This window comes from Streptomyces sp. CA-250714 (assembly GCF_050936705.1).
Lineage (GTDB): Bacteria > Actinomycetota > Actinomycetes > Streptomycetales > Streptomycetaceae > Streptomyces.
The window spans coordinates 1,705,787-1,719,363 of record NZ_JBNJMI010000002.1 but is presented as its reverse complement, the minus strand read 5'-3'; the positions used below and the strand labels follow the sequence as shown (position 1 = coordinate 1,719,363).

The 13,577-nt window shown below is 71.2% G+C and carries 10 protein-coding genes; 5 read left to right on the top strand and 5 right to left on the bottom strand.

Annotation, left to right across the window (positions count from 1 at the left end):
- The first annotated feature begins 85 nt into the window (after positions 1 to 85).
- From accA to ACQEU8_RS26545, 5 genes are all read left to right on the top strand, one after another.
- Entirely contained in the window at positions 86 to 1,759 is a 1,674-nt protein-coding gene (accA, locus tag ACQEU8_RS26565; protein ID WP_433105354.1) for an acetyl-CoA carboxylase carboxyl transferase subunit alpha, read from the top strand.
- Between the two features lie 161 nt (positions 1,760 to 1,920).
- Positions 1,921 to 2,442 carry an acetyl-CoA carboxylase biotin carboxyl carrier protein gene (locus ACQEU8_RS26560; RefSeq protein ID WP_433105352.1) on the top strand — a complete coding sequence of 174 codons (522 nt, stop codon included), beginning with the start codon at positions 1,921 to 1,923 and terminating at the stop codon, positions 2,440 to 2,442.
- A gap of 1 nt (position 2,443) precedes the next feature.
- Positions 2,444 to 3,787 (top strand): acetyl-CoA carboxylase biotin carboxylase subunit, encoded by a 1,344-nt coding sequence (gene accC / locus ACQEU8_RS26555; protein ID WP_433105350.1) that lies wholly within the window; start codon positions 2,444 to 2,446, stop codon positions 3,785 to 3,787.
- A 96-nt stretch (positions 3,788 to 3,883) separates the two neighbouring features.
- Positions 3,884 to 6,163 carry an MMPL family transporter gene (locus ACQEU8_RS26550; protein ID WP_433105348.1) on the top strand — a complete coding sequence of 760 codons (2,280 nt, stop codon included), beginning with the start codon at positions 3,884 to 3,886 and terminating at the stop codon, positions 6,161 to 6,163.
- Between the two features lie 4 nt (positions 6,164 to 6,167).
- Positions 6,168 to 7,061 (top strand): methyltransferase domain-containing protein, encoded by an 894-nt coding sequence (locus ACQEU8_RS26545; protein ID WP_433105346.1) that lies wholly within the window; start codon positions 6,168 to 6,170, stop codon positions 7,059 to 7,061.
- Between the two features lie 25 nt (positions 7,062 to 7,086).
- On the opposite strand, the gene trpA is transcribed toward ACQEU8_RS26545, so the two are convergent.
- From trpA to ACQEU8_RS26520, 5 genes are all read right to left on the bottom strand, one after another.
- Positions 7,087 to 7,914 carry a tryptophan synthase subunit alpha gene (gene trpA, locus ACQEU8_RS26540; RefSeq protein ID WP_433108726.1) on the bottom strand — a complete coding sequence of 276 codons (828 nt, stop codon included), beginning with the start codon at positions 7,912 to 7,914 and terminating at the stop codon, positions 7,087 to 7,089.
- Between the two features lie 153 nt (positions 7,915 to 8,067).
- The gene (locus tag ACQEU8_RS26535) at positions 8,068 to 8,667 is read right to left on the bottom strand and encodes an NADPH-dependent FMN reductase (protein WP_433105344.1); all 600 of its coding nucleotides are present in this window, start codon (positions 8,665 to 8,667) and stop codon (positions 8,068 to 8,070) included.
- Positions 8,664 to 10,415: an AMP-binding protein gene (locus ACQEU8_RS26530; RefSeq protein WP_433105342.1), complete on the bottom strand. Its 1,752-nt coding sequence runs from the start codon at positions 10,413 to 10,415 to the stop codon at positions 8,664 to 8,666. Before ACQEU8_RS26530 ends, ACQEU8_RS26535 begins: the two co-directional genes overlap by 4 nt.
- A 161-nt stretch (positions 10,416 to 10,576) precedes the next feature.
- The gene (locus ACQEU8_RS26525) at positions 10,577 to 12,058 is read right to left on the bottom strand and encodes an aminotransferase class III-fold pyridoxal phosphate-dependent enzyme (protein WP_433105340.1); all 1,482 of its coding nucleotides are present in this window, start codon (positions 12,056 to 12,058) and stop codon (positions 10,577 to 10,579) included.
- Between the two features lie 29 nt (positions 12,059 to 12,087).
- Positions 12,088 to 13,560, bottom strand: a complete 1,473-nt coding sequence (locus ACQEU8_RS26520; protein ID WP_433105338.1) for an aminotransferase class III-fold pyridoxal phosphate-dependent enzyme — start codon at positions 13,558 to 13,560, stop codon at positions 12,088 to 12,090.
- Positions 13,561 to 13,577: the final 17 nt, after the last annotated feature.

Below are 13,577 nucleotides of genomic sequence, written 5' to 3'. Positions count from 1 at the left end.
GCCGCATTTCCTTCCCGCCGCGACGGCGCGTACCACGACGGGTGGTAACCGGCGGTGCCGAACTACGCGAACCCCAGGGACACCAATGACAACCTCCACCGCGCTGCCAACGCAACAGCAACAACCCTCATGGGTCTCGTGCACCAACTGCCGCTCCCTCGTCTACGGCAAGCGGTACAAGCGGCTGCTGCACGTGTGCCCCGAATGCGGGGCACACGCCCGACTGGACGCCCCCTCCCGCATAGCGCAGCTCTTCGACGAGGGCAGTGTCCAAGGCCTCGACGTACCCGAGACACAGCACAATCCCCTCGACTTCGTGGACCAGCGCCCGTACGCCGAGCGGCTCCAGCAGGCCCGCCACAAGACGGGCCAGCAGGACGCGGTCCTCGCCGTCCGGGGCCGTATCGAGGGGCGTCCCCTCACGGCGGCCGTGATGGACTTCCGCTTCTTCGGCGGCAGCCTCGGCGTCGCGGCGGGCGAGGCGGTCACCACGGCGGCCGAGCACGCGCTCAAGGACCGCACCCCGCTGCTGCTGGTCACCGCCTCCGGCGGCGCCCGGATGCAGGAGGGTGCGCTGGCGCTGATGCAGATGGCCAAGACCAGCAACGCGCTGGCCGAACTGGACGAGGCCGGGCTGCTGACCGTCACCCTGGTCACCGACCCGACCTACGGCGGGGTCGCCGCGTCCTTCGCCACGCTCTCCGACGTGGTCGTCGCCGAGCCGGGTGCCCGGATGGGGTTCGCCGGGCCGCGCGTCATCGAGCAGACCATCCGCCAGCAGCTGCCCGACGGCTTCCAGACCGCCGAATTCCTGCGTGACCACGGCCTGGTGGACGACGTATGGGAACGGGGCGAACTGCGGGCCCGGCTCGCCCGGCTGCTCGCCGTCTCGGACAGCCCGGCACCCGCGTGGGGCAGCGGCGAGGAGGATCCCGTCGTCCGCGACAGCCAGCTGCTGGACCAACTGCCCGCCTGGGACTGTGTGCAGCTCGCCCGCGAGGCCGGCCGGCCCACCACCCTGGAGCACATCGGGTTCTGGCTGGACGGCTTCGTCGAACTGCACGGCGACCGGGCGGGCGAGGAGTGCCCGGCGATCGTCGGCGGGATCGGCTGCCTGGACGACCTGCCGGTGATGGTCATCGGACACCAGAAGGGCCACACCACGACCGAGTTGGTGAGCCGCAACTTCGGGATGCCCTCACCCGCCGGCTACCGCAAGGCCGCCCGGCTGATGCGGCTGGCGGCCAAGCTGCGGCTGCCCGTCGTCACCTTGATCGACACCCCTGGCGCCTACCCCGGGCTGACCGCCGAGGAGACCGGTCAGTCCGGTGCAATCGCTGAGAACCTGCGGCTGATGGGGTCCTTGCCGGTCCCGGTCGTCGCCGTCGTGACCGGCGAGGGCGGCAGCGGTGGGGCGCTGGCGCTGGGCGTCGCCGACCGGGTGCTGATCTGCGCGAACGCGACGTATTCGGTGATCAGTCCGGAGGGGTGCGCGGCGATTCTGTGGAAGAACGCCGCGGAGGCGGCTGTCGCCGCGGATGAACTCGCCCTTGATGCGGCGTCGTTGCTGCGGCTCGGCGTGGTGGACGGGGTCATTCCTGAACCTGAGGGCGGCGGTCATGTGGACACCGCCGCGCTCAGTGACTCCGTGCGGAGAGCTGTTGTCGCGGCGCTGCGCGAGTTGCGGGCCGCGCCGGATGGGGAGTCGGTGCCCGCGCGGAGACGCCGCTTTCGGTCCTTCGGACTTGCGGAGGGCTGATGGCGGCCGGTGAGGGGGTGCCCCTGTGCGTTTTTTGCGGGCCGCCCGTCCGCTGTGGTTGCTGGGGGCACCTCCCGGCCGGAGGCTGTGGGAGCCGTTCCCCGCGCCCCTTCGGGGCGCAGTCCCCATGCCGGGCACGCATTATCAATTGAGAGGCACTCATGAGTGAGTTCACCCAGACGCAGGGTCTGGACTACGACAACAGTGGCCTGGCCCTCGAAGACATCTGCCGAAGTATCGCCGAAGTGGTCCGCGTAGGACCCGACCGGCCGCGCAGGGTGCGGATCGCACTCGGCGCGGCCAGCATCGAGGTCGAGTGGGAAGGCGACCACACCCCCGCACCGTCGACCGTCCTGGCCTCGCACAGCGAACTCGGCGCCGCGGGGGGCGCCGAGGAGACATTCCTCGAAGGGCATCGCGAATGTGCCCCGCTCGTCGGCACCTTCTACGCCGCCCCCGCGCCGGGCGCACCGCCCTTCGTACAGCCGGGCGACCATGTGGAGAAGGGCCAGCAGCTCGGCATCATCGAGGCGATGAAGCTGATGAACCCGCTGGAGGCCACCCGGCCGGGGCGGGTCGTGGAGGTGCTGGTCGGCGACGGTGAGCCCGTCGAGTACGGCGAGCCGCTGGTGCTGCTCGACCCCGACGACGCTGCCGCCGGCGGCCCGGACGAGAGGACATGACGTGGGCTTCGGCACAGTCCTGGTGGCCAACCGGGGCGAGATCGCGATACGCGTCATACGGACCTGCCGCGAGCTGGGCATCCGCACCGTGGCCGTGCACTCCACGGCCGACAAGGACAGCAGCCATGTGCGGGCGGCGGACGCCGCGGTGCAGATCGGGCCCGGGGCGCCCCGCAAGTCGTATCTGTCGGCGCCCGCCGTGATCGAGGCGGCGCTGCGCACCGGGGCCGACGCGGTGCACCCGGGCTACGGGTTCCTGTCCGAGGACCCGGACTTCGCGGAGATCTGCGCGGAGAACGGGCTCACCTTCATCGGGCCCCGGCCCGAGGTGCTGGCCCAGCTCGGTGACAAGGCCGTCGCCCGCTCGCTGATGACCGATGCGGGGCTGCCCGTACTGCCGGGCAGCCCCGGCACCGTGGACAGCGCGGCCGAGGCGTCCGATCTGGCGTCCCGGATCGGCTACCCGCTCATCATCAAGGCGGCGGCCGGTGGCGGGGGCCGCGGGATGACGGTCGTCCGCAACTCGGCGGATCTGCTCCCCGCCTACCGGCAGACCCGGGCCACCGCACAGGCGGTCTTCGGCGACAACCGCGTCTACATGGAGCGGTACTGCGACAGCGCCCGCCATATCGAGGTGCAGGTACTCGCCGACGGACACGGCACCGTACTGCACCTGGGCGAGCGGGACTGCTCCGTACAGCGCCGGCACCAGAAGCTGGTCGAGGAGAGCCCAGGACCCGGGCTGCACCCGCAGCTGCGCTCGGCCATGGCCCGCGCCGCGGTGCGCGGCGCGCGCGCCATCGGCTACACCGGCGCGGGCACCTTCGAGTTCCTGGTGCACGACGAGGGTTTCTCCTTCATGGAGATGAACTGCCGCATCCAGGTCGAGCACCCGGTCACCGAGGCGGTGTACGGGGTCGACCTGGTACGCGAGCAGATCCGGGTCGCCTCGGGGGAGGCACTGCGGATGACCCAGGAGGATCTGGTGCCGCGCGGTGTCGCCGTCGAGTGCCGGGTCAACGCGGAGGACCCCGACCGCGACTTCGCACCGGCCCCGGGCACCCTGGAGGAGTTCGTCCCGCCGGGCGGCCCGTTCGTACGGGTGGACACGCACGGCAGGGCCGGGTGGAAGGTGCCGCCGCAGTACGACTCGCTGCTGGCGAAGGTCATCTGCTGGGCGCCCGAACGGGACGAGGCGCTGGACCGGATGGACCGGGCGCTGGCCGAGTTCCGGGTCGCCGGGCCCGGGGTGCACACCACCATCCCGCTGCTGCGCGAGATCGTCGCCGACCCCGTCTTCCGCGCGGGCCGGCACATCACCTCGTTCCTCGACAGCCGGGGCTGAGCCCGCCCGGGAACGGCCCGGGCGGGACGGCCGCTCAAGGCGCGCTCGAGCCGCGCACGGAAACATGGAACCTCCCCCAGACCGCAGGGAGTCGCGATGGAATCCGTCGTCCGGGTCGCGATCAAGCGGCCACGCACGGTGATCGCCGTATGGATCGTGCTGGCAGCGCTGTGCACTCCGCTGATGATGGGGCTGACCGGCGCCCTGAAAGCCGGCGGGTTCGAGAATCCGCGCGGTGAGGACCGCAAGGGTCAGCAGGCGCTCCAACGGGACTTCGACGAGCCCGAGGAAGCCCTGCAGGCCGTGCTGCACGACCCGGACGGCGATGTGACCCGCGCCGTGCCGCAGGCGGCCGAGGTGGCGAAGGGCGCACCGAAGGTCAGCACCGTCGAGGACTACCGTGCGCAGCCCACCTGGCTCTCGAAGGACCGGCACACCACCTTCCTGCAACTGGGCTTCGACGCCGACGCGACGGCTGTGCAGGAGGAGATCGACGGGCTGCGCGAGCGCCTGGACTCCGCGCTGGACGAGCGCGGCGTGGACGTGAAGGTGACGGGGGAGCAGGCGCTCGACTACGACATGAGCGTGCAGTCCGAGAAGGACACCGTCACCGCGGAGATGATCGCCTTCCCGCTGCTGATCATCGTGCTGCTGCTGGTCTTCCGCTCGGTCGGCTCCATGCTGGTGCCGATCGTGCTGGCCGGGGTGGCGCTCGTGGTGGCCATGGCCGTCGGATATCTGCTGGCCCAGGTCACCGATCTGTCGGTGCTGTTCATGAACGCGCTGACCATCATCGGCCTCGCGGTCTCGGTGGACTACTGCCTGTTCATCATCAAGCGCTACCGCGACGAGCTGGCGGACGGCGTCGAACAGCGGACCGCGCTGGAGACCGCCATGCGCACCGCGGGGCACGCCGTACGGTTCAGCGGACTGGCCGTTGTGGTGGCCCTGCTGGCGCTGTTCATCCCCCGCATGATGGTCTTCACCAGCATCGCCCTGGCCGGCATCGTCGTAACCCTGATCGCCCTGGCCATCTCCATGACCCTGCTCCCCGCCGTGCTGCGGGTACTGGGCCCCCGGATCAACTGGGCGTCGCTGGGACCCGCGCCCCGTAAGGGGCGCGGGGAACTGCGCGAGCAACCACAACAGGCCCGCAGCCCGCGGATACAGGCAGGGGCACTCCCTTACCGGAGCAGCGAGGGGCGGGGCAAGACGGTGCGGCTGCTCGTCGTCCTGGTCGCCGTCTTCGCCGCCCTGTCCCTCCCAATGACCCAGGTCCGCCTCCAAGCGCCAGTAGCCAGCGCCTCGATCCTCCCCGCGAACGCGGAATCCCGGCAGGGCATCGAACGGCTCTCCGAGGACCTGAAGTCCCAAGAACTCTTCCCGCTCCAAGCCGTCCTCACCGCACCGCGCAACGCCGAGCCGGACAAGCTGCTCGACGCGGTCGGCGAAGCCACCACGCGGGCCCGCGCGCTGGAGGAGACCGGCTCCGTCCAGGCGATCACCACCCTCGGACTGCCGCGCGCCGCCCAGGAGTCCGCCACCAAGGGCGACTTCACCGGCGTGCCGCCGCGGGCGCAGGCCGCGTTCGAGCAGCTGTGGACCCAGACGGACGGCCGCTATGTGAGCAGGGTGGTCGTCGTCGCCAAGGACGACCCGGACAGCGACGCGGCGCACGACCTGGTCCGCAAGCTGCGCGACGAACTCCCGGGCGCCGATGTGCTGCCCGGTCTCGATACGAAGGTGACCGGGGCGACCGCGCACGGCGTGGACTTCGACGACGCGCTCATCGGCGCGCTGCCCGCCATCCTGGGCGCCGTGGCGCTGATCACGCTGGCCCTGCTGACCCGCGCCTTCCGCTCCTGGCTGCTGCCGCTGCTGGCGCTCGTCCTCAACGCGATGGTCGTCGGCGCCAGCATGGGACTGCTCACCCTGATCAGCCAGGAGGCGCTGGGCCAGCGCATCGACAGCACCACACCGGTACTGCTGTTCGCCATCATGTTCGGGCTGAGCATGGACTACATGGTCATCATGATCGCCCGGATGCGGGAGCACTATCTGCGCGACCCCGACCACCAGCGCGCCGTCACCGAGGGGATGCGCAGCACCGCGGGGCTGGTCAACGGCGCCGCCGTGATCATGGTCGCCGTCTTCGTCTCCTTCCTCGCCGCCCGGATCAGCGTCGTACAGCAGCTCGGTCTCGGCCTGGCGCTCGCCGTGGTGCTGGACGCCCTGGTCGTCCGGCTGCTGGTGATGCCGGCAGCCCTCCACCTGCTCGGCCCGCGTGTCTGGGGCCGGGTCCCTTCCGCAGCGGGCACGCCTGCCGCCGGTCCGGAACCGGCGCAGCACACTCCGCCCGCCCCAGCCAAGAGGTGAAGCCGTGAACAAGGCCGCAAGCGACACCGGACTGACACCCTCCGGTTCTGTCGCGGAACTCCACGACGCCGTACGCGAGCACTACGACAAACTCATCGACCTGTACGAGCAGTTGTGGGGCGAGCACATCCACCACGGCTACTGGGACCTGGATGCGCCCGACGTCCCCCGCCACCAGGCCCAGGAGCGCACCACCCGCGAACTGGCCGCCTTCTCCCGGCTCCCCGAAGGCGCCCGCGTCCTGGACGCCGGCTGCGGTATCGGCGCCTCCGCGATCTGGCTCGCGCAGCAGCACGGCTGCCACGTCGAGGGGATCACACTCAGCGAGGAGCAGGTCGCCCGCGCCACCGAGAAGGCCGCCGCGGCGGGCGTCGCCGACCGCGCCGGCTTCCGGCTGCTGGACGCCATGGCCACCGACTACGACGACGGCACCTTCGACGCCGTCTGGGCCATGGAGAGCTGCGAGTTGATGCCCGACAAGAAGGCGTTCCTCGCCGAGTGCCATCGGGTGCTGAAGCCCGGCGGCACCCTCGCCGTCGCCACCTGGTGCTGCCGCGACGACCGACTGGCTCCGGCCGAGGTGCGGCTGCTGCGCAAGCTCTACCGCGACTTCGCGATCGCCTTCGTGCTGCCGCTCGACCACTACGCCGAACTCTGCGCCGAACTCGGATTCACCGATGTGGACACCGTCGACTGGACGGAGCACGTGCGCGCCACCTGGAAGCTGTCGGCGGACATCGTCAAGCCGGTGGTGCGCGATCCGCGTGTCGTACGCGACCTCATCAAGGCGAAGGGCTTCAACACCTTCCGCTTCCTGAACTCCGTGCCCCTGATGAAGCAGGCCTACGACAAGAACATCATGCGCTACGGCGTCTTCCGCGCCACCAAACCGGAGTGAGCGGGACCGCTCCCGTCCGTCACCGTCACCGGGCGACGGCGGCGGCGAACTCCGCGACCAGACCGGCTGCTTCGCTCAGCCCGCCGTCGGCGAAGGCACGGATCAGCGGCGAGCCGATCACCACCCCCGCCACGCCAGGCCGGCGGACGACGGCAGCAGCCAGGGCAGGCGTGGAGACCCCGATACCGGTGAGGACCGGAGTCGTCGGAGCCGCACGCCGGATGGCCGCGACGAACGAGGCGAGCCCGTCCAGATCCAACCCGTCGGAGTAGCCCGTACGCTGCCCCGCGACCGCCGGCGCATAGACGAAACCCGTGGCGGCCCGGCAGACGGCGCTCAGCTCGGCAGCCGATGCCTCGCGGCCGACCAGCAGCGGAGCGCTGATCCCGGCATCGGCGGCCGCGGCTGCCCATGCCGCGACACTCTCCGGCGGGACATCGGGAACGAGGCACCCCACAGCTCCCGACGCGGCCAGTTCGAGGGCCGTGCGCTGCGGGCCGTACGCCGAGACCGTGGCCCAGTAACTCATCACGATGACGGGCTTGCCGGTGAGCGCCGAGACCTGCCGCACCGTGGCGAGCGTGACATCCATGCCGTGCCCCGCACGGCGAACATGGTGGTGCGTCGCGGCGATTGCCGGGCCGTCGAGCCACGGATCTGCTGCCGGAGCACCTACTTCCAGCACACTCGCACCACTTCGGGCGGCGGCGACGAGAACGTCCACGCCTGCTTGCTCATCCGGAAACCCCGCCATCCAGAAGGCACCGAGGGCGGGCTGCTGTTGAGCAAGCAAATCGGTCGGGCCGGTGGCCCGGCGGCTTACATCTGGGCTGGTGGTGCCGCGTATATCCATGCCAGGCGTCATCGGAGCTCCCCCGTGATCGAGTCCGTATCGACGTGATCATGACGGGCCCCGACGATCAGCGCCAGCCTCTTGCGTTGCGTTTGGTTGAACTTTCACAACAACGGGGGGACGCGCCCCGTCAGGGGCGCGGGGAACTGCTCCTCAAGCGCGGGACAGGGCGGCGGAACGGGCGGCGAATTCAACGACCTGGTCAACCATGATCTCGAGCCGCCGCACCGTACGCGGGCTGCCCCATATCGCGTCCTCCGCCGGAGGCAAATCCGCGGAGTTGACGGTGACACTCATCGGGGTGACCCAACCCCGCAGGCACAGCACGGCGTTGCGGACCTCCGCGACGGCGTGTGCGGCGCCGTGCTCGCTCCAGCCGACGGCCACCGCGCCGGCGGCGCGGCCGTCGAGATAGGCGGGGGTGTCCTGCGCGAGGTCCTCGAGGTGGTCGAGGGCGTTCTTGAGCAGCCCGGACATCCCCCCGTGGTACACGGGTGTGGCGACGACGAGCCCGTTGGCGCGGCGTACACCGGCCAGCAGCCGCCGCGCCTCACCGGTGGGCTGCTCGACCCCCGGCTCGTACAGCGGCAGCCGCAGCTGCGGCGCGGGGATCACGGTGACGTGCGCCCCGCGCCGCCGGGCGAGCTCGGCGCAGACCCCGAGCACCTGGGTGCTGAACGACCCGGGGCGCAGGGACCCGCCCAGCAGCGCGAGTTCGACCCCGCCGCCCCCCATGCCGGGGCCGCCGCTCACGGCAGGGTGCCTTCCGCCAGCATCCGGGCCAGCAGCGGCCGCTGCGCCTTGCCGCTGGGCGTCCTGGGCAGCGTCTTGCGCGGTACGACGACGACCTCGCTCGGCCGCAGCCCGGTCGCCTTGCTGACGGCCAGTTCGATGCGCTTGCCCAGCAGCGCCGCCTCCTCCGGGTCGGAGTGCAGCCGCGACTCCACGGCCATCACCAGCCGCTCGGTGCCCTGTTCGGGGTCGAGGACGCCGACGGCCGCGACGCCGCCCGGCCGGACGCCCTCCACGGTGGTGGCGGCCAGCTCCAGCGGCTGGGGCTGGTAGTTGCCGCCCGCGATGATGATGAGGTCCTTCGAGCGCCCGGTCACGAACAGCTCGCCGCCCAGGGTGAAGCCGAGGTCGCCGGTGTCCAGCCAGCCGTCACGCAGATCCTCTGCGGTGCGCTCGGGCATCCCGTAGTAGCCGGCCATCATCGACTCGCTGGCCACCCGCACCGAACCCGCGTGGCCCTCCGGCAGTTCGCGGCCCTCCGGGTCGGTGACGCGCACCCGGATGCCGGGGACGGGGATGCCGGAGGAGACGTAACTCTGGGCGTCCTGCTCGCTGACCGGCGGCGCGGCGATCCCCTGGTCGGCCATGGCGGTACGGGAGAGCACCTCGATCCGCGGCAGCGATCCGGCGGGGGCGAAGGTGGCGGCGAGGCCCAGTTCGGCCATCCCGTAGCAGGGCCGCATGCTCTCGGGCCGGAAACCGTGCGGGCGCATGACGCGGGTGAAGTCGCGCAGGGTACCGGCCTCCACCACTTCGGCGCCGTTGAAGGCGGAGCGCCAGCTGCTCAGGTCCAGACCCGTCAGATCCATCCGGTGCGCGGTGGAGGCCACCAGCCGGTACGCGAAGTTGGGCGCCGGCGAGACGGTGCCGCGGTAGCGGTGGATGGCGCGCAGCCAGGTCTGCGGCCTGGTCGCGAAGGACAGCGGCCGCATCAGCGCCGAGGGCAGGTCGTGCAGGAACGTGGAGAGCAGGCCGCCGACCATGCCCATGTCGTGGTGGAGCGGCAGCCAGCTGATCATGATGTCGCCGCGCCGGTAGGGGATGCCCTCGCCGATGGAGCGGGCGGCGGCCAGCAGCCCGCGGTGGGAGAGCATGATGCCCTTGGCCGCCGAGGTGGTGCCCGAGCTGAACTGGATCAGCGCGAGCTCCTCGGGGGCCGCGTCGACCGCCGGTTCGGCCACCGCGCCGGGTGCGAACGGCGGGCACAGTACGCGCAGTCCGCGCGGGGTCAGCGTCTCGTGGGCGGTCTCGCGCAGCAACTCGTCGCAGACGACGGCCTTCGGTCCGGTGACCCGCACCATATGGGTCACCCGGTCCAGCCACAGTTTGCGGCGGCCGACGGTCAGTGGCGGCTCGGCGAGTATCGGTACGGCGCCCAACAGCGCGGTGCCGTAGAGGGCCGCCACGAGCTCCGCGGAGGTGTCGAGGCACAGGATGACCCGGTCCCCGCGGCGGACTCCGGCGGCGGACAGCGCGGCGCCTGCCGCGTTCGCGCGCTCGTACAGCACGCCCACCGTCATGCGCTCGGCCTCTTCGGGCTCCTCCGGCAGGTAGTAGGCGACGGCGTCCGGCTCGCGCGCCGCGCGGTCCATCAGTGCCGCGGCGAGGTTCCGCTTCGCGGTGGGCCGCGCGGGGGTTGGGTCGGGGTGCCAGTCGAGGCGGTCGGGGTGGACGGTTGGTTGGGTGCTTGTGCTGGTGCTGGTACGCATGTCCGCTCCGCGGTGGTCATGGTTCGGTTTCGGTATGACTGGTCAGGGGCTGCCCCTGCCTGGCCGTTGCAGGCTGCGGGTGCGTCGTGGCCGCTCGCGCAGTTCCCCGCGCCCCTGACGGGGCGCGTGTTCCCCTGCGCAGCCCCCTCGCGGGGTACGCCTCAGGGGAGGACGAACGGGAAGCCGTGGCGTTCCAGCTCAAGCGCGGAGTCCGTGACGGCCGTACTCAGTTCATCGATGTCCGCCTCATCGTGCGCGTCGCCGAGATAGATCATCGGGAGGCTCAGGGTGAAGACGCCGCGGCGGCGCAGCAGCAGAGTCAGCAGGAAGGAGCCGAGTGCGTTGACGGCGGTGGCGAACTCGCGGTAGTCGGCGTAGGTCTCCTTCTCCACGAAGCCGAACGTGCCGCAGTACTCGCCGAAGCCCAGCAGCCGCAGCGGGATGCCGGTGCGGCTGCGGAAGGCGGCGAGCCTGTCCTGCAACCGGTCGGCCTTCGCGTTGACCCGCGTGTAGAAGCCGGGGCCTGCCGAGTGCAGCATTCGCAGCGAGGCGAGCGAGGCCGCCAGCGCCAGATGGTTGCCGGAGTGGGTGTTGACCAGGAAGGTCTTGACGCCGACGTCCCCGGCGGACAGCCCGGAGGTGCGCATGATGTCCAGCAGCTCGGCCCGGCCGCCCAGCGCCGCCAGCGACAGGCCGAGTCCGGAGGTCACCTTGCCGTAGGCGATCAGGTCGGCGTCCAGCCCGAACCGCGCCGCGGCCCCGCCGACGCCGAACCGGAACCCGGTCAGCACCTCGTCCAGCACGAAGGGGACGCCCAGCGCGCGGCAGCGCGCGGAGACCTCGCGCAGCTCGGGGATGGTGTGCTCGGTGAACGGGTACGACTGGCAGGCCGCGTCCGCGATGACGCACGCCAGCCGGTCCCGGTGCTGGTCGAGCAGCGCCAGCGCGGTCGGCGCATGGTGCGGGAGCACCAGCACATCGGCCGGGGCCGCGCCGGCGAACGCCGAGGTGGGCCGCACGCTGCCGTCGTCCCGTACGGCGGGGAACGGGGCGAGGCCCGGGGTGCCGTGTGCGAGGAAGGAGGTGTTGTGCGCGGCGACGTCGTGCACGCCGTGCCAGCAGCCCTCGAACTTGGCCACCAGCTGTCTGCCGGTGTGCGCCCGGGCCAGCCGGATGGCGGCGTTGGTGGCGTCGGTGCCGGAGTTGAGGAACGCGAACTTCTCGCAGTGCGGCAGCATCTCGCCCAGCAGCGAGCTCAGTTCGGCCTCGATCTCGTTGAGATAGCCGTTCCCCGTGTTGGCGCTGGTCAGCTGGGCGCGTACGGCGTCCAGCACCGGCTGCGGGTTGTGTCCGAAGAGGGACTGGCCGCCGAAGCCCATATGCATGTCGAGGTAGGTGTTGCCGTCCACATCGGTGATGCGGCTGCCCTCGGCGCGTACCACGGCGGGCGGGAACTGCGGGGCGTGGAAGGGCAGGAAGGCGTGGCTGGAGGACGCCTGGCCGCCGGTGCGGTCCGCCAACCGCTGGGAGCCGGGGTGCCGTTCGGCGAGTTCGGTGAGCAGTTCGCCCACCCAGGGCTGGGCGAGTACGTCGTTCGCCACATCGGCCGCGGTCTGGGCGCGCGGTATGTCGGATGTCGTCATGGCAGCAGTTGCTCTCTCTCGGAAGAAGCTCAGGGCAGCACGAACGGGAAGTCGTTGCGGGCCATCTCGCGTGCCGCGTCGATGACGGCCGTGCAGATCTCGTCGACGTCCGCGTCGCTGTGCGCGTCGCCGGTGAAGAGCATCGGCAGGCTCAGCGTGTAGATGCCGCGGCGCCGCAGCATCAGCGTCAGCAGGAACAGGCCGATCGGGTTGACGGCCGCGGCGAACTCGCGGTAGTCGGCGTACGACTCCTCGGCGGTGAAGCCGAACGAGCCGATGAAGTCGCCGAAACCCAGCAGCCGCAGCGGGACGCCGGTCTCGGCGCGGAAGCCGGCCAGCCGGGAGCGGACCCGGTCCACCTTGGCGCGGGTGCGCGCGTAGTAGGCGTCGCCCTGCTCCCGCAGCAGGCTCAGCGAGGCGTAGGAGGCCGCCAGGGAGAGGTGGTTGCCCGCGTGGGTGGTCTGTACGCAGGTCTTGCGGCCCAGGTCGGTGAGGGCCAGACCGGAGGTGAGCATGTGCTCCAGCAGCTCGGCCCGCCCGCCCAGCACCGACAGCGGCAGCCCGAGACCGGTGACGACCTTGCCGTAGCAGTACAGGTCGGCGGGGATACCGAAGTGCCCGGCGGCGCCGGAGGGCCCGTACCGGAACCCGGTCAGCACCTCGTCCAGCACGAACGGCACCCGCAGCCCCCGGCAGCGCTCGGCGACCTGCCGGATCAGCGGCACGGTGTGTTCCTCGTACGGGAACGACGAGGAGACCGCCTCGCCCAGTACGCACGCCAGCTCGTCGCGGTGCTGCTCGATGAGCGCCAGTGCCGCTTCGGTGTCGTTGGGCAGGATCAGCAGTTCGCTCGCCGGTGCCGGCGCGACACCGGTCAGCGCGGGCAGCGGCGCGACTCCCTGGGGACCGATCGAGGGGAACGGCTCGACCGGGTGGCCGTGGTACCAGAACGCCGTGTTGTGCGCCGCGAGGTCGTGCACGCCGTGCAGGGCGCCCTCGAACTTGGCGACCATCCGGCGCCCGGTGTGGGCGCGGGTCAGCCGGATGGCGGCGGCGGTCGCGTCGGTGCCGGAGTTGAGGAAGGCGAATTTCTCGCAGTGCGGCACGAACTCGCCCAGCAGCGCGGCCAGTTGTTGCTCCACCGGGTGCAGATAGCCGTTGCCTGTGGAGCGCCCGAGCACGTCACGTACCGCCTCCACGACGGCCGGCGGATTGTGTCCGAACAGCGCCTGGGCGCCGAAGCCCAGATGGCTGTCGAGGTAGGTGTGCCCGTCCGCGTCGGTGATCCGGCAGCCGGCCGCCTCGGTGGTGACCAGCGGGAACTGCGGGGCGTGGAACGGCCAGAAGGCGTGCGAGGACACCGACTTCTCGCGCACCTGCCCGGATATCGCCATGGACTGCTGCTGCCGCTCGGTCAGCTCGGTGAACAGGTCCGTCACCCAGCTCTGCGTGAGCAGATCGGCGACCAGGGATTCGATGGTGGGGGATTCGGAAGTCGTCATCACACATCGCTCCGGTG